Source organism: Sphingobacterium phlebotomi, assembly GCF_008180195.1.
Lineage (GTDB): Bacteria > Bacteroidota > Bacteroidia > Sphingobacteriales > Sphingobacteriaceae > Sphingobacterium > Sphingobacterium phlebotomi.
This window is the reverse complement of sequence record NZ_VTAV01000002.1, coordinates 241,980-263,047: the sequence shown is the minus strand read 5'-3', so window position 1 is coordinate 263,047 and position 21,068 is coordinate 241,980. Positions and strand designations below refer to the sequence as shown.

Here is a 21,068-nt window from a genome sequence, read left to right as displayed (position 1 = left end):
GGGACCGGAAAGTAGATAGTCATTACCATGACAAGGGGAACTATTTTATAAATGTTCCCCTTGTCAATTCTAAAAGCCCTTAATTATTGATACAGTTCCATGTTTTATTATTTGCAATGCTTTAGAAACCAAACTTGTAACGTGCCGCAACAGTAGTCTTTAGCGCTCCTGCCCCAGAGGCACTCCCTACAAATTCCAGATAACTGTTGTTTTTTAAAGGGATCTGATAGCCCGCGTAGTAATGTTGATAAAAGCCGTAACGGGTATTTGCTGCCGAACGGACCCCATCGTCCATTTTTACCCAGTTCCGTTCATGAGCTAGCCCGAAAGAAGCTCCGACAAAGAACCGTCCGAAATAATGCCTTGCACCCAGCGATGCAGAATACATCTCCTGCCCCCAATAATCAGCTTTGTTACCGGCAACACCGGGAATGTCTACATGCCAGGTAGAAGACTCGTCGCTCCTAGTGAAATCATAGTTCAAATTGGCTACAAAACCCCACCGTTGGTACGGTCGGTATTCGTAGCCAATTCCCCCGCCGAAGACCGGTCCTTTTGTGTCAAGGTTATAACCTCCCAAAACTCCGACGTCGAGAAAATGGGGCCTCGGTGTTGAAGGAAAATTTTGAGCGCGTGATGTGGTTGCCAAAGCTACTAAGGCGACCACCATGGTCAATATGTATCTGTTCATATTTGGAATAATTGCCACAAACATATTGAAAGGGGACGTATGAGGGAAGGGCTTTAACACTTTTAACTTTCTTTACATTATTTAACTTATTTTGAAAAACATCACTCACCAAATAGGCAAGTGTGGTATGATAGACCTGTGTATTATTAACGCCGCTTGAGGCTACACCCCGTTTCGGCTCTCACGGCCGAGCAGTTTAACAGTTATGTTAGCCATACAAGGGGGAGCAGTCAAAACAAGCCCACTCTCTTTGGCCATCCATTACCGGTAACTAATATTATCCGGCTTTATTACCATTTAAACATGGCTGTAGCGAAACAGCCGGCATTTTTCCAAACGAAACCTTTGGCATTAATGCATCATATATCGGTTTTTTGTTATCCAGTGTTTCCTCCAGTCTGCCCATATCACGACCTATCCGTGTATCTAGTAGTTTGGCGTAATGCTGAGTAGTCTTGATATCCGTGTGACCGAGCATCTTGGATACAGTCTCGATAGGAACATCATTGGACAAGGTAACTGTTGTGGCAAAGGTATGCCTTGCCATGTGGAAAGTCAGCTTTTTGGTGATGCCAGATAAGTCAGCTATCTCCTTGAGGTAACTGTTCATCTTCTGGTTACTTAGGACAGGGAGAAGCTTACCTTTTGAAACAGAGGGTGGATAATCACTGTACCGTGAAAGGATTTCCAGTGCCTTTGGCAGGAGGGGGATGTTCGAAGCTGTCTCCGTCTTCTCGCGGTTGGTGAATATCCAGAGCTTTCCTCCGAAACCTTTTCCGATGTCATCATTGGAAAGCTTTTTAACATCGGCGTAAGACAGTCCCGTGTAGCAGCAGAACACGAAGATGTCACGTACATGTGCAAGTCTAGGAACGGTGAACAGCTTGCGCTCTATACGCTCCAGCTCATGCTCGGTGAGAAATTCTTTTTCTTTCGCTTTGGCAGAATTCTTATAGAGTGCAAAAGGGTCTTCTGTAATCCATTTGTGCGCCATGCAAAGCTTGACGATCTTCCGTAGGTGTTTGATGTACTTGGCAGCAGATACTTCCGAACAGCCGAGGGCCGAACGGAGGAAAAATTCATACCCGGCAACAAAACTATGGTCCATCTTTCGCACATCGATATCCTTTAGGTTAAGATGTTCTGTCAGGTACAATTCGATATGGGCAAGGGAAGTGGTGTATCCCTTGAGTGTATTGGGCTTAAAACCTTTTCCCAATAGTGCTTTAATCTGCTCGTTGTGTTCAAGAAAAACAGTCAGCAATGTTTTTCGCTGAATATCCCTTCCGAGATATTTCATTTTAATGGATTCCGCGGTTATGTCCTCGCCACGTTTGCTCATTTGGAGATGGATGTCCGCTACTTTATGTTCCATCGTATCAAGATAGGCGTTCAGTGTTTTAACGTCTTCTTTGGTTCCCTTGGCACGATTGGCCTTCGATATCCACTTTGTGGGATCGCACTCCCGTCCGGTGGATACCTCTTTCAGTATTCCGTCCACCGTAATACGCATGTAGATCGGCTTGGGGCCGCTTACGTAATTTTTTGGTTTCTTCAGGTAGAAGAGCAAAGAATAATTTGTACTCATGATACTATCATTTAAGTGAAACAAAATTAGCCTTGCAGCCTAACGAAATCAAGATGTTCATTTTTTGAACAGGCTGTAAATCAGAGTTTTAAACCTGTTTCAGTGAGTAGGGTAGTTTAAAAAAATGACTCACCGAATGACTCACTTTTTTATTGGGAAAAATTGAAAGATTTGTAGATACCGATAAAATAAAAAACGCTGTAAACATTTAATTTACAGCGTTTTAGTATGTTTTGACTTTAAGGTCTGTAGCCCGTAGGGGAATCGAACCCCTGTTTCAAGAATGAAAATCTTGCGTCCTAACCCCTAGACGAACGGGCCATTGTTTTTGGTGATGCAAATATAAGAGCAATATTCAAATCACCAAAACATTTTTGACTCCTATTTTATAATACATTGAATCTGAAAAGGTTATTTTTACGAAAAAATATACCTCAAAATACCAGATTCATGATATTTTCGGGCCTACTGTAATGACCCTAAACAAGATGTATTTTATATCAAGTCGAAACCAATATCTTTTCGGAAGTACTTACGTTCAAAAAAGATTCTTCCGGCATCAGCTGTGGCTTGTTGCAGCGCATCAAATAAGTTATCTTGAAGTGTCGTTACAGCGATAACACGCCCTCCCGCGGTAACAACCTTTCCATCTACTTCTTTCGTTCCTGCGTGAAAAACAAGAGAATCTTCTACATTTTCGAGATTCGTAATTTCCTTACCCGATTCATAATCTCCCGGATAGCCTCCCGAGACCAACACGACCGTTACAGCAGTTTTGGGGCTAACCGTATAATTTCGAGAACCTAAATCATTTTTTGCTACACCTTCCAGTAAATCTACCAAATCAGACTCAATCCTCGGCAATACAGATTCCGTTTCAGGATCGCCCATACGGACATTGTATTCGATAACATAAGGCTCTCCATCCACATTCATCAAACCAATAAAAATAAAACCCTTATATGGAATCTCATCTTTCTTCAACCCTTCAATTGTCGGCTTAATAATCCGTTCCTCCACTTTGGAAAGAAAAGTTTCGTCCGCAAAAGGAACGGGAGATATCGATCCCATGCCGCCAGTATTTAACCCTGTATCACCTTCGCCGATACGTTTATAATCTTTAGCTGAAGGTAATACCTTATAAGAATCGCCGTCGGTAAGTACGAATACGGAGAGTTCAATCCCTTTTAAAAACTCCTCGATGACGACTACTGAGCTAGCATCACCAAATTTCGCATCAGCAATCATCGCCTTTAGCTCCGCTTTAGCATCTTCCTGCGTTTCGCAAATCAAAACCCCTTTTCCAGCAGCCAAGCCATCGGCTTTCAAAACAATAGGTAATTTCTGCGTTTCCAAATAAGCCAATCCCTCTTCCAGATTAGATTTATCAAAAGACTTATAAGCTGCTGTCGGAACTTGATGACGCAACATAAATTCCTTTGAAAAATCTTTAGAACCCTCGAGCTGCGCACCTTTTTGTTGAGGACCAATGATAGGTATATGCTTAACATCTTCGCGGTTTAAAAAATAATCGTGAATACCTTTTACTAATGGTTCCTCGGGTCCCACTAGAATCATATCGACCGCATTTTCAATAGCAAAAGACGCTATTCCATCAAAATCCGTGACTTTCAAGTTTACATTTTGTCCGTATTGGCTCGTCCCCGCATTTCCAGGAGCGATAAATAGTTGATTCAATTTTGGACTTTTCGATAATTTGTACGCAAAGGCAGATTCCCTGCCGCCGGAACCAATAATTAAGATATTCATATCAACAAAGATACCGATGTTGATTAATAATCAACAAAAATTAATGACGTATACTGATTTTTTTCGTATTTTGACTCCAAATTTCACCTGTTATGAACATGAAAAGACTTCTTTTATTGTGCTTTTTTACGCTAGCAACAGTCGGTATAAAAGCACAAGATTTACAAGGTCTTCTGGCTAAAATAAACGCATATCATGACTCCCGGCCTATCGAAAAGTTATATCTCCACATCGATAAATATACGTATACGGCAGGAGAGACCATCTGGTTCAAAGCCTATACTACGGTGGGAATAGACAATTTACTATCTAACATTAGTAACATCGCCTATGTAGAGCTTATCAGCCCAAAAGAAGAAGTTGTATCAAGCATACGAATCCCCATATTAACGGGGCTTGGCATGGGTGATATTACATTGACTGATACATTGGTTGAAGGAACATATCGTATCAGAGCTTATACCAATTGGATGCGCAATGATAGCACTATTTATTTTTTTAACGAGAATATACAGGTTAGCAACGGTAGGTTAGACAACGTCCTTTCCCGTTCTTATCTCGACAAGGACAACTATACCGTCCAATTGCAGGATGTCCAAGGTGACCCATTGGCAGAGGAGACCATACGGTATGAAATTATTTCCAAGAGTGGCAAAAATCTAAAAAGAGGTCGTGTTAAAACCAACGACCAAGGGCAGTTAGAGATTCCTTTTAAAGATGATTACGCCGAAGCCAAACTCTCCATTAGTTTTGCAAATAAAGCAAAAGCGCAGGTAGAAAAAATCTTCAAGTTGCCAAAAGCAACGATTTTAGAGAATAGCATACAATTTTTCCCAGAAGGGGGAAACCTATTAGCCAACAGCATTAATAAAATAGCCGTCAAAACACTAAAACCCGACGGACTCGGTATCGAAAGTCGAACCACTATCCTAACAACGGCGGGCGACACTACGGCCATCATCGAAACCAATATTTTAGGGATGGGCTCCGTCCCCTTATTTATCCAGAATACCCAACCTTTGGTTGCTTTTACGACATTTGAAGACGGAACCACTATAAAATCCGAACTTCCTACCCCTGTTTCTTCCGGCTATAATATCCAAATGAATAATGGAAATGGCGATAAACTGTTTGCACAAGTTGGTGTAAGCGCTGACAAACAAGATGGTAATGAGATCTATTTTTTAGCCCAGTATATGGGAAATGTATACTACGCATCGAAACAACCCGCCTCCAAATCAGAACTTATCTTTTCTGTGCCAAAAACCGATTTACCCAACGGCATATTAACCATCAGTATCCTAAATAATAAACTGGAACCACTCATAGAAAGGCCTGTCTTTGTCTACAATGAAAAGAAAACACTCCCCTTAATAACGAATACCGATACGCCAACAAGTACCAAAAGAAAAAAAATAACCGTATCACTTGAAACAGGAGATTCATCAGATAGTATACGAACCGCTGTCCTATCAGCCTCAGTGGTCAATGCCTCCAAATTAAAAAATAACCCTAAAATAGCGCCCAACATTCTCTCGTCGCTCTTATTGAGCGCCGATATTATGGGATACATCGAAAACCCCGGCTATTATTTTGACGGTGAAATAAAAACCAGCGATATAGACCATCTACTTCTAACGCAAGGTTGGCGGAAAATAGATATAACAGCTCCCTTAGACGTTAGCGAACCTACTTTTTCTCCTGAAAAAAGTATATCCATTAAGGGACAGGCACGAAAACTCGGTCGAAAGGCGCCTGCTTCAAAAGCGAACATGGTCTTAGTACCTACCCACAATTTTATGGAATTTATCGACACAGTAGCTAATGAAGAAGGTTATTTCGAATTCAGTAATTTATTTTTCCCAGATAGCATTAAATTCCTAATAACCGCGAAAGACGAAAAAGGAAAGAATAACATCGACATTATTGTTCCCGAAGAAACGTCGCCTACCATAGGCCCTAACAAAAATGCTCCCGGCGAACAGAATAACGTAAATTCCATCTTCGTAGACGAACTTATTCACAGCAAGAAATATTTCTCGGGATTGGAAGCACAAGGTCTTATGGAAAAATCGATCGCTATCCAAGAAGTTATTGTAACAGCTCAGCGACCACGACATAAAGCCTCTGAACGTTCCGCAAACCTGAATGGTCCGGGTAATGCCGATCAAGTAATTTCAGCAGAGGATTTGGAAACGTGCACGACGTTAGAAATGTGTCTAAATGGACGTTTAATGGGCGTAATGTTTCGAAATGGCATTCCATACACCACACGCGGGGGCGGTGAAATGCAAGTTATACTAGATGGAATGTATGTTGAAAACGATATGTTATCGATGATCAACCCCATGGATGTGCAAAGTGTAGAGGTATTACGCAATGTAAATTATACTGCCATCTATGGTTCTTACGGAGGGAATGGTCTTATCATCATTACCTCAAAATCGGGGGCTGATGCTATGCGAAGCAACTATACCCCCAAAGGTATCGCAACAGTGCAACCAAAAGGTTTCCATATCCATAAAACATTTTACAAGCCCGCTTATGAACCCGATTCCAAAACAATACTTAATCAAGATTTACGGACCACTATCCACTGGGAACCCAATATTATAACGGATGAAAATGGCAAAGCAGCTTTTGATTTTTACACTTCCGACGAAGCTGGCGAATACCTTATAATCATAGAAGGGTTGGATTTTAACGGAAGATTGGGAAGAAAAACGTTAACCGTTAACGTTAAATAAGAACAGCATTATAACGATCTGCAATAAGGAAATATACTTATTGCAGATCATTAGGGTTACATCATCCTTTTTTCAACATCATTAATCTTCGTGATCATATAGCGACCAATTGCTGCACGTTGTACCGCATCAACTGCGTCCACAAGATTTCGCGCTATCGATCCGTCACCCGGCTTAATTAACACAATAATATCCTTACCATTTGTAGCTTGTTTTACTTCAACAGCCATCTTCACCAGTAGCTCCCCCAACCCCAACTTTCCGTACGCCACCTTTTTCGCGCTACTTATAGGTGATTCCGCAGTGCCGCGATAGTACGTCAGTTCGTTGCCCTCTCCTAAAAGAAGATTCAACACCCGATCTTCACTCAGCAAAATCGGTTCCGTTATAGGGCCTTTATCCGGCATGGCGATATCCAGTTGATTGGGTGTATTCAGGGAGGTAGTGAGCATAAAAAAGGTAATCAAGAGGAACGCTAAGTCAACCATTGCTGTCAAATCTACTTTAGGCATGGGTCTGTTTCGAATACTCCTACGTTCTTTCTTGCCTTCTACTTTTTGATTGTTCGTTAATTCTGCCATAATGTATTATTTTAAAAAGTGAGACTTGGTTATTTATTTATAATATTGATGGTTTTTTGCTTATTTTTCCATAAAATAGCACAAAAGAATATTATGGGCGAATTCATCAAGGCACAGACAAACGAACATATCACTTACTTGGGGCTTGACCGAGGGAAATCCAACGCTATGCATTTAGAAATGATGCAGGAACTAACAAGTGAATTGAGACGTGCAAAAGAAGATCCTGCTGTGGAAGCCATTATTCTACACGGCAAAGAAGGGTTCTTTTCTGCAGGACTTGATCTCATCACCCTGTACGAATACAATGAAGAGCAGATAAAAAGCCTGTGGGAAACGTTTATCGATCTCCTATATACGCTTGCCTCTTTCCCTAAACCAGCCATTGCTTCTGTTACAGGGCATGCACCTGCCGGAGGATGTGTTCTGGCCATCTGTTGTGATTATCGTATTATGGCAGAAGGAGAGTTTATTATCGGGTTAAATGAAGTTCCGGTCGGCCTGATTGCACCCCCAAGCATCTTCGACCTCTATAGTCTATGGTTAGGGCAAGCCCAGGCTTATCGATATCTTTTAGATGGAAAACTTCTCTCTCCTGCAGAGGGGTTACAAAGCGGTCTTATCGATGAGGTTGTTTCGGCCGACCGCATCCATACCGCAGCTGCTCGAAAAGCAAAATCATGGACACAATTCGAACGCCAAGCTTGGGGAACAACAAAATTGAATATGCGCAAAAATCTGCTTCAACAACTCAACGAAAACAAAACGGAAGTGGTACAGCAAATGTTAACACAATGGTGGAAACCTTCAACACGGCATATATTAAAAACTATCATCGAGAATCTCACTAAATCTATATAGAAACATCTTCTGTAGATGTTCTATGCTTAACAAACAAAATATAACAATGAAGAACATTTCTATTTTTATATGCTGTTATGTCATTTTAATGGCTTCCTGTACCTCTTCCAACAAAAAAACCGAAGAGACGAAAGATTCTATTAATACGCCGACGGCTGTGTTTCCAGAGGATACACAAGGGATTAGTGAAGTCATCACCCGTTTTACGAGAGCATATCTCAGTCAGGATAATGAAAAAGCGAATGCCCTCATAAACGCTGATTTGGGCTTATACGTGATTTATCGTCCGGGAGCGGCCGATACTTATGAAAGAATCGATAGCATCAATTTCAGCAGACCGATACCCGAATATTTCCCGTATGCTGCTTTCGAGAATGACTATGCCCTCACATTTGAGAAACTTCCTATTTTCGATTGTGGAGAAGAAAAATGGGATAAGTTGGGTTTTTTCTGTGATACGACTTCTCAGGCAAATCAGCTAACAACGATAGCAACCTTTGACCATGAGTTTAATGGCATCAGCGACGACGAACTCGCGGAAATAAAACAATTGGAAAAAGACACCTTTCGTGTTATCTTAACCAAAGACGAAAGTCTGATTTTCCACGTTAAAAAATATCAGGATAAATGGTATGTATTTGTACTTGATCGTGCTTATGGCGGTTGTGATGCATAAAAATGATTTTTAAACCAAACGAACTTAAATTTTAGATAATTTTACCATATGAACAATATAGACATCGAAACAGGAAATCGTATTCAGCAATGGCTTGGCGCAGAATATGATAGTGATACTGTTGCGCAGGTACAGAAACTTGTGGACAACAACGAAGAAACAGAATTAATAGATGCTTTTTACAAAGAGCTAGAGTTCGGAACAGGAGGTTTACGCGGTATTATGGGCGTTGGGTCAAACCGAATCAATAAATATACGATTGGGAAAGCCACACAAGGTTTAGCAAATTATTTAAAAAAACAATTTCCAAACCAGGTAATCAAAGTGGCGGTAAGTTACGACTGTAGAAATAATTCGCAACAATTGGGTCATTTGGTAGCAGATGTTTTCTCGGCAAACGGTATTCATGTATACCTATTTAAAGAGCTTCGCCCTACCCCTATGCTTTCCTTTGCTGTTCGGCATTTTGGATGTCAAGGTGGTGTTATGTTGACCGCTTCACACAATCCAAAGGAGTACAACGGATACAAGGCCTACTGGAACGATGGTGGACAACTGGTGGCACCGCATGATAAAAATGTAATCCATGAGGTCAACGCCATACAATCCGTGAACGACATTAAATTTGAACGTGATCATCATAATATTACCCTCGTGGATGAAGATTTTGATAAGCTGTATATCGACGAGAATAAAAAACTAAGTATACACCCGGAAGCGGTATCCGCTCAAAAAGATCTAAAAATAGTCTTCTCCCCTATTCACGGGACAGGCATAATCGTGCCTAAGATGCTTTCTGCATGGGGTTTTACGAATGTGCAGGTCGTAGAAGAACAAATCAAATCGGACGGAAACTTTCCGACAGTCATCTATCCGAACCCCGAAGAGGAAGAGGCTATGACGATGGCAAAACAAAAGGGGCAGGCATTAGACGCCGATGTCGTCATGGCGACCGACCCTGATGCAGATCGTGTTGGCTTAGCGGTGAAGAACCACAAAGGTGAGATGCAGTTATTAAACGGGAATCAGATTGGTAGCTTACTTATCTATTACGTGCTATCGTCTAAAAAAGCAAAGGGCGAATTAGGCGACAACGATTTTATCGTGAAAACCATCGTAACATCCAATCTCATGACCGACATTGGCAATAGCTTCGGTGTGAAGCATTATGAAACGCTGACCGGCTTTAAATTCATTGGCGAAGTTATGACGAAACTGGAGGGAAAAGAAAACTATCTGGTTGGCGGCGAAGAAAGTTATGGTTTCCTAGTTGGCGATTTAGTTCGAGACAAAGATGCAGTAAATGCCTGTGCCTTTATTGCGGAGATGGCTGCATATTTTAAAACGCAGGGAAAAACGGTCTTCGATGTATTATTGGAGCTTTACGAAAACTATGGCTTCTATCAAGAAAAACTGATCTCGCTTACCAAGAAAGGAAAAGCAGGTGCCGACGAAATCAAACAGATGATGGCGGATTTACGTGCTAACCCTCCACAATCATTAGGTGGAATAAAGGTTAAAGAAATCCGTGATTATTCCACTGGCGTCGCACATGCATTGGCAGATGGGACGAAAACAACCATAGATTTGCCGAAATCAGATGTACTTCAATTCATCACTACCGCCGGCGACGTAATTTCTGCCAGACCATCGGGTACTGAACCTAAAATTAAGTTCTATTGCTCGGTAAAAGAGAATCTCGATTCCAGGGATGCCTACGAGCAAGTACTAGCAAAACTGGAAGATAAAGTAAAACGCATTATGGCCGACATCGTGAAAGACTGATCATGGAGAAGTGGACTTTATTAGATTCAAAGTATATTATCCAGCGCCCTTGGGCAACTTTGCGTGTTGATAAACTGCAACTCCCAAACGGGAATATTAAAGACGAGTATTATGTCTTGGAATACCCCACTTGGGTCAATATGGTAGCCTTTACGGAAGACAATCAGCTACTCTTTGTCAGACAGTATAGACATGGGGCCAGCAAGATCTTAGTAGAGCTACCTGCCGGCGTAGTCGACGAAGGCGAAGAACCCGAAGAGGCAGCACGCCGCGAACTTCTGGAAGAAACAGGCTATACTTTTAACTCCATCGAATATATTTGCGAATTATACGCCAATCCGGCAACGAGTGGAAATTTGACCCATACGTACGTATTGAAAGGAGGAAAGAAAATTCAGGAGCAACAGTTGGATAGCTCGGAAGATATCGAAGTTGTGATTATGGGAATAGAAGAGGCTAAACGGTTTCTCTTTGATAATAAGATAGGCCAGGCATTGCACGCTTCTGCACTATTTTACTCTTTTCAAAAATTGGGTTTGCTTTAGCAAAACCCAATTTTATTTTTAAAACAAGCTTCTAAACCGAATAATCTTCAAGATTTTTATACCTTTGCAATATGGCAAGAGAGATTTTTGAAACCAAGCGAAAAGCATTAAAAATTAACCTCAATCCCGATATTTATGGCACCTTTGCTGAAATCGGTGCAGGGCAGGAAGTCGCCCGCAACTTTTTTGGCGCCGGAGCCGCTTCGGGAACCATTGCAAAAACAATGTCGGCTTACGACATGGCATTTAGTGATGCCATATACGGCGTGGAGGAATCCGGTCGTTATGTGAGTCGTACCCGTTTAAGGAAGATGCTGACACACGAGTTTGATTTACTGACGGAACGCCTGCAAGGCGAAAAGTACAAATCAAAAAAATTCTTTGCTTTTGCCGATACGGTTACCACACTCAATTTCACCAAAACCAACGATCCACATGGGTGGATCGGCATACGTTTTCAACATGAGGTAGGTGGTCCGGTCAACGATATCATTATTCACATACGTCTGTTGGACAGTGATTCACGTCTACAGACCAAAGTGCTGGGTATCTTAGGTGTCAATCTCATTTTTGCAGCGTATTACTATGCGGAGGATCCACAAACGATGATTGAATCATTGGTGGATAACCTTTCTATCGGATCGGTAGAAATTGACCTCGTTAAGGTTTCCGGACCTGTTTTTGAACATGCTAACGAAAGATTGCTCAATCTTTATCTCATTGCCAAGGGTTTTGCACAAGCCGCCATTTTCAGGCCCGATGCGCATGCTGCACAGATCAAAGATTACCTGTATAAAAAGAACATCATCATTCTACGTACCAAGTACCGCCAGAAATCAAACCCGAACTTTGACCTCTTCAATCTTGCGGTGGAACAGTTCAAAAAAAATACAAGAGGAACAGCAGAAGATACGGTCGTTTTAATCGAGGTATTGATGGGCAACGTGCTTGATGAGGAAAACCGAATCACGAATGAAGACCTCCGATATTTCGCAGAGCGTGCCGAATACCTCTGCTCGACAGGCAACAACATTATGGTCTCCAATTTCCGACGCAACAATCATTTGGCTGAATTTATCCAAACATTCAAGCCTAAGCATGTCGGTATTGCGACCAATACGTCCAACTTGAAAAATATCTTCAATACCGACAATTACAATAAGGATTTGTACACGAACGAGCTACTTTCATACATATCCGGCATGTTCAGTAAGGATGTGAAAATATATGCTTATCCTTACCTGGATAAGAACACAAATGAAATTATCACGACCCAGAACATGCCCGTAGCCGAAGAAGCCAAACCGCTATTTGACTTCTTGGTGCAGAACAAATACATTATCGATATTGAGAACTACGATGAGAAATTTGTGAAAACCGTATAGCTCGTGAAAGTATTAGAGGTATTTTTTAAAAATAGAATACAGAATTTTCAATTCTTCTGCATTTAAAACCGCAGTAGTCGTCTCTTCTTGAATATAATGAACCTTAAATGCTTTAATAGCAGCGTCTAAATTTGTTATATTATATCCGATAATCCGTAACGCTAATTTAGGGTCAAAACCTTCCGGTGGCGTTTCCAGATGATCGTCATACCAGAATCCAAATCCTTGATCTGCCAATTTTTTCCATGGAAAACGAGAGGGATCTATCTTCCTACCGGGCGAAACATCCATGTGTCCAATAAAATTTGCCTGCGGAATTTTGTATGTTTCTTTCAGATAATGCAATAAACTAATCAAGGCGTTAATTTGAACATCCGGCCAAGGATCTGTCGTTCCGTTATTATCCAACTCTATACCAATAGATGACGAGTTGAGGTCTGTATCATTTCCCCATCTGCTTATACCAGCATGATGCCCCCGATATAAATCATTCACCATCTGTATAACTTTTCCGTCGCGCCCAATCACATAATGAGAACTGACACCTACCGTTTGATTATGGAACGTTCTGACGGTTTGTTCTGTAGAATTTTGTGCTGTATGGTGAAGAACAACATAATTCGGTTTTCGAACACCGAAATTAACCGAAGCTATCCATTCCTTTTCCCGAACACTAACCTTTTCCAATTGGCCCGTTACGGGTGCTTCTTTATATAATTCCGCAAATTCCTTTGCCTTCTCATTATAAATTTTTTCCGTCGCCGCATATTTCCCTCCGCCACAGGACGACAGCAAAATGGCGCAGCCAAATAGAAAGATATAGATGTTCTTCATTATTTATCAATATATTTTAGTGACCTGAGCCTCCTACATTATACATCACTACAAAGCAATAAATGCTCCAATTCCTAAAGCTCCTCTACGATGTGCTCTGGCAGGATGTATCCATTGTCCAATTCGATAATCTGTAGATTCCTGAACGCTATTTGAGCTCCTTCCGATTCGAGGCATAAATATCCCTTTCTTTTAGACGATTCACGTATACCGTTTACAAATTTCCCGTTAACAGCGAGTTTAATAGTTCCGTCAACACAAACTACAGTATATTTGTTCCATTCACCAACACCCAAACACCTGTTCTCAATCGATTTACTCCGCACTCCTCTGGGGTTATCCGGCACGGTAGTCACTTTTCCTGCCCCGAAAAGTTCACCGTGTACGTAAGCAATGGGTGGCGTTTCCCCATTACGCTTATGCTGATTTACCCAATCCAGCTCCAACATCTGTACCTCTACCCCGCTTGGTAGCCTATTATGTTCCTCCGGTTGTGCATCACACCACACAAAGATTCCTGAGTTTCCTCCTTTCTCCATGTGACGCCACTCTACATGCATAATAAAATTTTGATACATCTTTTCCGAGCGCACCACACCAATCGGCAAACCTTTACACACAAGCTTATCCCCGTCGCGATACCAAGTTGTATCGGTCGTATTAACGTCAATCCATTTTAACGTCTCTGCTTCCGGCACGTCGTTTATCATGGTATTAAAATTCTTCCGTTCTCCAAACTCAAAAAGAGTTTCTTGGGCATTAGAAACTATTCCCCCGCTTAGAATAAACAGTCCAACAAAAGCTATTATCCTCGATATCGCCATCATAAAAGATTAAGTTTTCCCTAAAATAAAAAAACTCCTGCAATTATAAAATCGCAGGAGTCCTTCAGACCTCCTCATTTTCGACAAGCAGGAAGACTATTTTACGCTTCCGCGTATTCTTCGATAGACGGACATGAACAGATTAATGTTCTATCCCCTTGTGAATCATTTACCCGTCCTACCGATGGCCAGAACTTATTCGCTTTTAAATAAGGAAGTGGATAAGCTGCCGTTTGGCGCGTATAGGGCCTATTCCATTCATCGGCAGAAACAACCTCTGCTGTATGTGGGGCATGTTTCAATACATTGTCCTTTTGATCAACCTCACCTGCTTCTACAGCAGCAATTTCAGAGCGGATGGCAACCAACGCATCGCAAAAACGATCTAGTTCGGCCTTGGACTCGGATTCGGTAGGTTCTACCATCAATGTGCCTGCCACGGGAAAAGATACCGTAGGTGCATGGAAACCATAGTCCATTAAACGTTTAGCGATATCACCCACTTCGATGCCTACACTCTTGAATGCCCGACAATCCAATATCATTTCATGCGCACAACGGCCATTCGTTCCTGCATATAGTACAGGATAATGGTTTTCTAAACGTGCTTTGATGTAATTTGCGTTCAAGATCGCTGTTTTGGTTGCATCCGTCAGCCCTTCTCCTCCCATCATCGCAATATAAGCATACGAAATGGTCAAGATGGAAGCCGATCCAAAGGGAGCTGCTGATACGGCCGAAATACCTTGTTCACCAGATATTTCTATAACCTCGTGATTTGGCAGGAAGGGCACCAGATGTGCCGCCACACCAATTGGCCCCATACCCGGTCCACCGCCACCATGCGGAATACAGAAGGTCTTATGTAAGTTTAAGTGACATACATCTGCTCCGATAAAACCGGGACTGGTCAAACCTACCTGTGCGTTCATATTTGCACCGTCCATATATACCTGTCCGCCGTTTTGGTGAATAATTTCACATATTTCGATAATCGATTCCTCGAAAACCCCATGGGTTGAAGGGTAAGTTACCATCAAGGAATTTAAGTTTGCAGCGTGTTCTTCTGCTTTTGCCCGAAGATCCGCTACGTCGATATTACCATACGCATCACATTTGACAACAACCACTTTCAATCCCGCCATAGATGCTGACGCAGGATTTGTTCCATGTGCTGAAGCAGGAATCAAACAAACATTGCGATGCCCCTCACCGCGACTTTCATGATAGGCACGTATTACCATCAGTCCTGCATATTCACCTTGTGCTCCCGAATTTGGCTGAAATGACATCTTCGCAAATCCGGTGATCTCGGACAACCAATCGTTCAACTCGTTGATAAGTTGCATATAGCCGGATGTCTGATCGACAGGAGCAAATGGATGCAAGCCGCCAAAATGTGCCCATGTCAGCGGCAACATCTCGGTAGTTGCATTTAGTTTCATGGTACAAGAGCCCAACGGAATCATGGAGTGACACAACGATAGATCTTTAGCCTCCAATGATTTGATATACCTAAGCATTTCACTCTCGGAGTGATAGCTATTAAAAATCGGATGGGTAAGATAAGGAGAGGTACGAACCGCTTCCGATGGAATAGAAGACTCCAATTGATCGACCAAGTTGCGTAGATCAACATCGTTCCAAGATTTTCCTTTGATTTTGGCAAACACTTTTACAATGGTTTCGATGTCCTCAAAAGCTGTGGTTTCATCTAAGGAAATGCCAACTATTCCTTCATGGTAAAAGAAATTCAGTTCATTGTTGAGGGCTTCTGCCTTCAACGCACCAACATGGTCAACAACTGCGACACGTAAAGTATCAAAATACGTTTCATTGATTTGATCGTAACCAAGATCCTGCAATGCCTTATCCAGCAGTTTGGTTAAGTCATTGATACGCGTTGCTATATCTTTTATGCCTTGAGGGCCATGGTACACCGCATAGAACGATGCCATAATCGCCAACAGCGCTTGTGCTGTACAAATATTAGAAGAGGCCTTGTCACGACGAATATGTTGCTCCCTTGTTTGCAATGCCATACGCAGCGCATAATTGCCACTAGCATCGGAAGTAACACCGATAATACGTCCGGGAATATTCCGCTTATACGCTTCTTTTGTAGCAAAAAACGCGGCATGTGGTCCGCCGAATCCCATCGGTACACCGAAACGCTGTGAGTTCCCGACAACAACATCGGCTCCCCATTCTCCCGGAGGAGTCAGCAATGCCAACGACATTAAGTCGGCTATGACACATATGGTCATGTTTTTATCGTGAGCTGTTTCGGTAAAACTAGCATAATCCGTAATCGTACCATCCGCGGCTGGATACTGAATAAGTGCCGCGAATATATCTTCAGTCAAGTTTTCTTCTTCCAGATCGGCCACACGGATTTCCACACCAAACGGTACGGCTCTGGTTTGAAGTACATCCAATGTCTGCGGGTAGATATTAGGGGTTACCAGGAATACATTTGCTGCTTTATTTTTACGTGCACTGTATAGCATAAACATCGCCTCCGCAGCAGCGGTAGCTTCGTCTAGCAGGGAAGCATTCGCAATTTCAAGGCCAGTCAGGTCAGCAATCGCTGTTTGGAAATTTAACAGGGCTTGTAGACGCCCTTGGGCAATCTCTGCTTGATAAGGTGTATATTGTGTATACCATCCTGGATTTTCCAGTACGTTTCGCTGAATAACGGCAGGAACAGCCACGTCATAATATCCTTGCCCGATATAGGATTTGAATACTTTATTTTTATCTGCGATTCGCTGGATTTTGGCTAAATATGCCTTTTCGCTCCATGCCGCAGGCAACGCTAGTGGTTTCTTTAACCTAATCTGACGAGGGACTGTCTGTTCAATAAGCTCATCTAGTGATTGTAGTCCTAAATAGCCTAACATTTCCTGTGCCTCTTCCGCTCTCGGGCCGTTGTGGCGGTCCTGAAATTTTTCTTGATAAAATACGTTGCTCATGTCGCGATTAACTTTTCTGTTGCATCGTCCTAAACCATCTTATGCAGACCTTTTTAGAAAGATATTTTCCGATATTTTGAGACCGCAAAGATACGGTTTTATCATTGAAATTAATAGGAACCAAGAGTCGAGTATAGCGCTGTATGTTCATTATAGTTTACGGTATTTTTTTTATACACAACTATATTTAAAGAAAATCAAAATAAAAACAGTTTTCTTTTTATAATTACTAATTTTTCTACAAGAAACTTATCAATAATATATTTCGATATGAAAATTGCAAAATGATTTAAAATCAGTGCTTCAATATTTCAATTGCTTTTTGTAGCACCTCGTCTTTGATGTACCTTAAAATAGATGGGCAGTTAAGGTGGAAAGATCGTTTGTCAAACCAGTGAGCAATTCGATGATTTGGGAAAGGAAAAAATGTGACCTTATGATAAATAGATTGACATACGAAGATTGTCATTCCCCTACGGAGAATACAAAAAAGCTTCAAGAGAATTTGAGGCTTTGTATATGGTTCATTTAAAGTTGACGACACTTGAGCAACATCCAAATAATGCCGTGAGCAACATTAAGCTTAAAAAGGCTCCACCGGAAGCGGTATCTTGTTGAAAATACCGCTTCTTCTTGCTATTTTTAACTACGTTTTTACAAAAAACAGATTATATGAAGAATCGCTTTCTTTTATTTTCCCTACAGACGGAGTCTTCCTTGGCATCTTATAGTCAATATGTGGAGGAACCAAACAAGGAGGTCGAGCAGCTTACAACAGATATTCCCTTTATTAATATGCTATGGAAAAAATTGTCTTGATAAGTGGTGCGTCGTTGGGTATTATAGCTATTGTACTGGGCGCTTTTGGAGCCCACGCTTTCAAACAAATCTTGCCCGAAGATAAAATGGCGTCATTTGAGGTCGGCGTGCGGTATCAAATGTATGCCGCCTTATATCTGTTGATTATCGGATCCTTATTGGATTTCGACTCAACGAGTGAAAAATGGGCATACTACGGGGTCTTTTACGGAGCTGTTCTGTTTTCCGGCAGCATCTATCTACTTTCTTTCAAAGAATATTGGAAAGCAGACGGTTTACGATTTTTAGGCCCGATTACCCCATTGGGCGGGCTATTTATGATTTCCGGTTGGCTTGGTTTATTAATCAGTTTTCTATAAAATTTCGTTGATCTTCCGTTAAAAGGAATTAATCTAAAAACAGCTTTTATTCCCAATTTATTAACCTTTCTACAAGAAACTTATCAATAATATATTTCGATACAAAAATTAGTCTCCGCAGCGTAAATTGCTTAACTTTAGGACAGTAGTAAATAAAAAGCAACCTTTATGATAAAACTCCAGGTGACAAACGAAACGGGAAGATTAAGGGCTGTTGTATTAGGCATTGCGAACCAAAACGGGCCAGCTCCGAAAGCAGAAGAGGCTTACGATCCGAAGTCTCTGGAACATATATTAGCAGGTACTTATCCCGTAGAGTCGGATATGGTTTTTGAGATATCTGCCTTTCATGATGTATTGGAGCGATATGGGGTAAAAGTATATAGACCCGAGTTGATACCCGATTTAAACCAAATATTCTCGCGCGATATCGGCTTTGTTATAGACCACTATTTTATAAAGGCAAACATCCTTCCCGACCGTGCCGAAGAGTGGCGAGCAATGGAGCATATTGTCAAACAAATCATACCAGAGGATCTCATTGAAGCGCCGGAGGAAATACATATTGAAGGCGGGGATGTCATCCTATGGAATGAATATCTTTTTGTGGGAACATACACGGGTGATGATTATCCTTCTTTAAATACAGCCAGAACGAACACGAAAGGAGTGCAATTTTTGAAGGATACGTTTCCCAACAAAATTGTGAAAGAATTTGATCTTATCAAATCGATGACCAATCCACGGGAAAATGCCCTCCACTTGGATTGCTGCTTTCAACCTGTAGGCAGGGATAAGGCTATCATTTATCCGGGCGGTTTTCGGAATCCAACGGACTATCTTTATCTCCGCAAACTCTTCGGAGGAGAAAACATCTTCAACATAACAGCAGACGAAATGTATGAAATGTACAGCAACGTATTTTCTATTTCAGAAGATGTCGTAGTGACCGAACGACGGTTCGATCGTCTCAATCACTGGCTCAGGGATCAAGGATTTCATGTGGAAGAAGTTCCTTATCACGAAATTGGTAAGCAGGAGGGGCTCTTGCGATGCTCTACCCTTCCCTTATATAGGGATTAAGCCATGGCGCCATGTTACAAACAACAGATACGTTACTTTTAGTTCGACCTTTTCGATTTCGTAAGAACGAAGAGACAGCCGTAAACAATTATTTTCAAGAGGATATCGCAGATCCTGATCTGGTTGCACAAGCGCAAACTGAGTTTGATAATTTTGTAAACGCGCTCAACGCGCATGAAATAAATACGCTTGTCATACAAGATGAAGGAAAGTATGATACGCCAGATAGTATTTTCCCGAACAACTGTATTTCATTTCATAAACGAACAGCAGTTCAGTACCCCATGTTTGCGGAAAACAGACGGCGGGAACGTAGGTTGCATTACCTGGACGCACTGCACCGATGGGGCTTGACGTTTGACGATATTATAGATTATACCGATTTTGAGAAAGAAAACCGCTTTTTAGAGGGAACAGGCAGCCTAATCCTAGATCGCATAAACCGGATTGCCTATTGTGCATTATCTCCCCGTGCCGACGCAGGTATTGCGCATCAATTTTGTCTTGACCTGGGGTATGAAATCTTTATTTTTGAAGCCAATCAAACGGTAACCGGGTTACGCAAACCCATCTACCACACCAATGTGATGATGTCCGTAGGAACACAGTTTGCCGTCGTGTGCACCGAGAGCATCGACAATCGGTATGAAAAAATGAATTTGATTAAACGGTTAGAAGAAACTGGAAAAAAGATAGTAGATATATCGGAGAACCAAGTGAATTCTTTCGCAGGGAATATCCTGGAAGTACGGTCTATTAAGGGAGAACCTTTTATTGTAATGAGCTCACAAGCATATCGCTGTTTTACAACAGAACAGTTAAGTTTATTGCGTTCTTGGGGAGAGATTATACACAGCCCGTTGGATACCATTGAAAGAGGTGGTGGTGGCAGTGCGCGATGTATGCTTGCCGAGGTATTTTACTAATCTCTTTTCTTACTCCCCGACTCCATTAACAATTCACGACGTACGCGGCTAAGACTCTCCGGCGTAATACCTAGGTACGACGCAATCATCCATTGTGGAACCCGCTGCAACAAACTCGGATACGTCTCCATAAACAGCAGATAACGTTCTTTCGCCGTCATCGCCAATAAGGAATTTATGCGTTGCTGCTGCATGTAAATATTCCGCTGTAGCGAGCTCTCCATAAAGCAGGCAAATGCGGCACTTTGCAAAGACGCCTTTTCCATAAATTCCTGTTGGACAAAGACGATAATAGACGGCTCTATCGCCTTGATATAAAAATCGGAAGGCTTATTAAAATATTGACCTGCCCGATCCGATACTATCCAGTTTTCCGGTGCAAATTGCAGGATATGTTCACCTCCTTTTTCATCCAAAGAAAAGGACTGCAACAGGCCTGATTCTACAAAAAACGTATAACGGCTCACTTCCCCTTCCCGAAGTAGATAATGATGGTGAGCCACTTCCCTAAACGAGAAGTAGGGTTCTAATTCTTCAAAAACCTCTTCGGTGAGCTCGGCTTTCTCCGTATAATACTTGTAAAAATTACTTTCTCTCCAATTGAACTCCATAAACGCTA

At 41.7% G+C, this 21,068-nt stretch carries 18 protein-coding genes and 1 tRNA gene; 10 read left to right on the top strand and 9 right to left on the bottom strand.

Going from position 1 to position 21,068, the window contains the following annotated elements; translation table 11 throughout:
• Nucleotides 1-121: 121 nt before the first annotated feature.
• The 4 genes from FXV77_RS05140 to purD form a co-directional block, all read right to left on the bottom strand.
• On the bottom strand, nucleotides 122-691 hold the full coding sequence (locus tag FXV77_RS05140; protein WP_148918134.1) for a hypothetical protein: 570 nt from the start codon (nucleotides 689-691) through the stop codon (nucleotides 122-124).
• Between the two features lie 277 nt (nucleotides 692-968).
• The gene (locus tag FXV77_RS05135; protein WP_148918133.1) at nucleotides 969-2,279 is read right to left on the bottom strand and encodes a site-specific integrase; all 1,311 of its coding nucleotides are present in this window, start codon (nucleotides 2,277-2,279) and stop codon (nucleotides 969-971) included.
• A 249-nt stretch (nucleotides 2,280-2,528) separates the two neighbouring features.
• Nucleotides 2,529-2,600, bottom strand: a tRNA-Glu gene (locus tag FXV77_RS05130).
• A 174-nt stretch (nucleotides 2,601-2,774) separates the two neighbouring features.
• Complete coding sequence (purD, locus tag FXV77_RS05125; RefSeq protein ID WP_148918132.1) at nucleotides 2,775-4,049, bottom strand: phosphoribosylamine--glycine ligase; 1,275 nt, start codon at nucleotides 4,047-4,049, stop codon at nucleotides 2,775-2,777.
• 92 nt (nucleotides 4,050-4,141) lie between these two features.
• Here purD and FXV77_RS05120 point away from each other — a divergent pair, with 92 nt between their 5' ends.
• Nucleotides 4,142-6,796 carry a TonB-dependent receptor gene (locus FXV77_RS05120; protein ID WP_148918131.1) on the top strand — a complete coding sequence of 885 codons (2,655 nt, stop codon included), beginning with the start codon at nucleotides 4,142-4,144 and terminating at the stop codon, nucleotides 6,794-6,796.
• A 56-nt stretch (nucleotides 6,797-6,852) separates the two neighbouring features.
• On the opposite strand, the gene FXV77_RS05115 is transcribed toward FXV77_RS05120, so the two are convergent.
• The gene (locus tag FXV77_RS05115; RefSeq protein WP_148918130.1) at nucleotides 6,853-7,377 is read right to left on the bottom strand and encodes an ExbD/TolR family protein; all 525 of its coding nucleotides are present in this window, start codon (nucleotides 7,375-7,377) and stop codon (nucleotides 6,853-6,855) included.
• A 93-nt stretch (nucleotides 7,378-7,470) separates the two neighbouring features.
• Here FXV77_RS05115 and FXV77_RS05110 point away from each other — a divergent pair, with 93 nt between their 5' ends.
• From FXV77_RS05110 to FXV77_RS05090, 5 genes are all read left to right on the top strand, one after another.
• Nucleotides 7,471-8,238: an enoyl-CoA hydratase/isomerase family protein gene (locus FXV77_RS05110; protein ID WP_148918129.1), complete on the top strand. Its 768-nt coding sequence runs from the start codon at nucleotides 7,471-7,473 to the stop codon at nucleotides 8,236-8,238.
• Nucleotides 8,239-8,284: 46 nt separating this feature from the next.
• A complete protein-coding gene (locus FXV77_RS05105) occupies nucleotides 8,285-8,914 on the top strand; it encodes a hypothetical protein (protein WP_148918128.1) in 630 nt (209 codons plus the stop codon).
• Between the two features lie 48 nt (nucleotides 8,915-8,962).
• A complete protein-coding gene (locus FXV77_RS05100; RefSeq protein ID WP_148918127.1) occupies nucleotides 8,963-10,699 on the top strand; it encodes a phospho-sugar mutase in 1,737 nt (578 codons plus the stop codon).
• Between the two features lie 2 nt (nucleotides 10,700-10,701).
• Nucleotides 10,702-11,244, top strand: a complete 543-nt coding sequence (locus FXV77_RS05095; RefSeq protein WP_148918126.1) for an NUDIX hydrolase — start codon at nucleotides 10,702-10,704, stop codon at nucleotides 11,242-11,244.
• A 71-nt stretch (nucleotides 11,245-11,315) separates the two neighbouring features.
• Complete coding sequence (locus FXV77_RS05090) at nucleotides 11,316-12,629, top strand: nicotinamide mononucleotide adenylyltransferase (RefSeq protein ID WP_148918125.1); 1,314 nt, start codon at nucleotides 11,316-11,318, stop codon at nucleotides 12,627-12,629.
• A gap of 12 nt (nucleotides 12,630-12,641) precedes the next feature.
• On the opposite strand, the gene FXV77_RS05085 is transcribed toward FXV77_RS05090, so the two are convergent.
• The 3 genes from FXV77_RS05085 to gcvP form a co-directional block, all read right to left on the bottom strand.
• Nucleotides 12,642-13,463 (bottom strand): N-acetylmuramoyl-L-alanine amidase, encoded by an 822-nt coding sequence (locus FXV77_RS05085; protein WP_148918124.1) that lies wholly within the window; start codon nucleotides 13,461-13,463, stop codon nucleotides 12,642-12,644.
• Nucleotides 13,464-13,537: 74 nt separating this feature from the next.
• The gene (locus tag FXV77_RS05080; protein ID WP_148918123.1) at nucleotides 13,538-14,290 is read right to left on the bottom strand and encodes a 3-keto-disaccharide hydrolase; all 753 of its coding nucleotides are present in this window, start codon (nucleotides 14,288-14,290) and stop codon (nucleotides 13,538-13,540) included.
• Between the two features lie 98 nt (nucleotides 14,291-14,388).
• A complete protein-coding gene (gene gcvP, locus FXV77_RS05075) occupies nucleotides 14,389-17,262 on the bottom strand; it encodes an aminomethyl-transferring glycine dehydrogenase (RefSeq protein WP_148918122.1) in 2,874 nt (957 codons plus the stop codon).
• A gap of 672 nt (nucleotides 17,263-17,934) precedes the next feature.
• On the opposite strand from gcvP, the gene FXV77_RS22010 reads away from it, so the two are divergent.
• From FXV77_RS22010 to ctlX, 4 genes are all read left to right on the top strand, one after another.
• The gene (locus FXV77_RS22010) at nucleotides 17,935-18,081 is read left to right on the top strand and encodes a hypothetical protein (protein WP_187444013.1); all 147 of its coding nucleotides are present in this window, start codon (nucleotides 17,935-17,937) and stop codon (nucleotides 18,079-18,081) included.
• Nucleotides 18,063-18,440 (top strand): DUF423 domain-containing protein, encoded by a 378-nt coding sequence (locus FXV77_RS05070; protein WP_148918121.1) that lies wholly within the window; start codon nucleotides 18,063-18,065, stop codon nucleotides 18,438-18,440. The genes FXV77_RS22010 and FXV77_RS05070 overlap by 19 nt, the downstream gene beginning before the upstream one ends.
• 168 nt (nucleotides 18,441-18,608) lie before the next feature.
• Nucleotides 18,609-19,523 (top strand): dimethylarginine dimethylaminohydrolase family protein, encoded by a 915-nt coding sequence (locus FXV77_RS05065; protein WP_148918120.1) that lies wholly within the window; start codon nucleotides 18,609-18,611, stop codon nucleotides 19,521-19,523.
• A gap of 11 nt (nucleotides 19,524-19,534) precedes the next feature.
• Entirely contained in the window at nucleotides 19,535-20,449 is a 915-nt protein-coding gene (gene ctlX, locus FXV77_RS05060) for a citrulline utilization hydrolase CtlX (protein ID WP_148918119.1), read from the top strand.
• Here ctlX and FXV77_RS05055 read toward each other — a convergent pair.
• Nucleotides 20,446-21,060 carry a Crp/Fnr family transcriptional regulator gene (locus FXV77_RS05055; protein WP_148918118.1) on the bottom strand — a complete coding sequence of 205 codons (615 nt, stop codon included), beginning with the start codon at nucleotides 21,058-21,060 and terminating at the stop codon, nucleotides 20,446-20,448. The genes ctlX and FXV77_RS05055 overlap by 4 nt on opposite strands.
• Between the last annotated feature and the right edge of the window lie 8 nt (nucleotides 21,061-21,068).

Excerpts from the sequence above, each read along its gene's own strand:
- FXV77_RS05140 (WP_148918134.1), bottom strand. The coding sequence starts at position 691 with ATGAACAGATACATATTGACCATGGTGGTCGCCTTAGTAGCTTTGGCA.
- FXV77_RS05135 (WP_148918133.1), bottom strand. The coding sequence starts at position 2,279 with ATGAGTACAAATTATTCTTTGCTCTTCTACCTGAAGAAACCAAAAAAT.
- purD (WP_148918132.1), bottom strand. The coding sequence starts at position 4,049 with ATGAATATCTTAATTATTGGTTCCGGCGGCAGGGAATCTGCCTTTGCG.
- FXV77_RS05120 (WP_148918131.1), top strand. The coding sequence starts at position 4,142 with ATGAACATGAAAAGACTTCTTTTATTGTGCTTTTTTACGCTAGCAACA.
- FXV77_RS05115 (WP_148918130.1), bottom strand. The coding sequence starts at position 7,377 with ATGGCAGAATTAACGAACAATCAAAAAGTAGAAGGCAAGAAAGAACGT.
- FXV77_RS05110 (WP_148918129.1), top strand. The coding sequence starts at position 7,471 with ATGGGCGAATTCATCAAGGCACAGACAAACGAACATATCACTTACTTG.
- FXV77_RS05105 (WP_148918128.1), top strand. The coding sequence starts at position 8,285 with ATGAAGAACATTTCTATTTTTATATGCTGTTATGTCATTTTAATGGCT.
- FXV77_RS05100 (WP_148918127.1), top strand. The coding sequence starts at position 8,963 with ATGAACAATATAGACATCGAAACAGGAAATCGTATTCAGCAATGGCTT.
- FXV77_RS05095 (WP_148918126.1), top strand. The coding sequence starts at position 10,702 with ATGGAGAAGTGGACTTTATTAGATTCAAAGTATATTATCCAGCGCCCT.
- FXV77_RS05090 (WP_148918125.1), top strand. The coding sequence starts at position 11,316 with ATGGCAAGAGAGATTTTTGAAACCAAGCGAAAAGCATTAAAAATTAAC.
- FXV77_RS05085 (WP_148918124.1), bottom strand. The coding sequence starts at position 13,463 with ATGAAGAACATCTATATCTTTCTATTTGGCTGCGCCATTTTGCTGTCG.
- FXV77_RS05080 (WP_148918123.1), bottom strand. The coding sequence starts at position 14,290 with ATGATGGCGATATCGAGGATAATAGCTTTTGTTGGACTGTTTATTCTA.
- gcvP (WP_148918122.1), bottom strand. The coding sequence starts at position 17,262 with ATGAGCAACGTATTTTATCAAGAAAAATTTCAGGACCGCCACAACGGC.
- FXV77_RS22010 (WP_187444013.1), top strand. The coding sequence starts at position 17,935 with ATGAAGAATCGCTTTCTTTTATTTTCCCTACAGACGGAGTCTTCCTTG.
- FXV77_RS05070 (WP_148918121.1), top strand. The coding sequence starts at position 18,063 with ATGGAAAAAATTGTCTTGATAAGTGGTGCGTCGTTGGGTATTATAGCT.
- FXV77_RS05065 (WP_148918120.1), top strand. The coding sequence starts at position 18,609 with ATGATAAAACTCCAGGTGACAAACGAAACGGGAAGATTAAGGGCTGTT.
- ctlX (WP_148918119.1), top strand. The coding sequence starts at position 19,535 with ATGTTACAAACAACAGATACGTTACTTTTAGTTCGACCTTTTCGATTT.
- FXV77_RS05055 (WP_148918118.1), bottom strand. The coding sequence starts at position 21,060 with ATGGAGTTCAATTGGAGAGAAAGTAATTTTTACAAGTATTATACGGAG.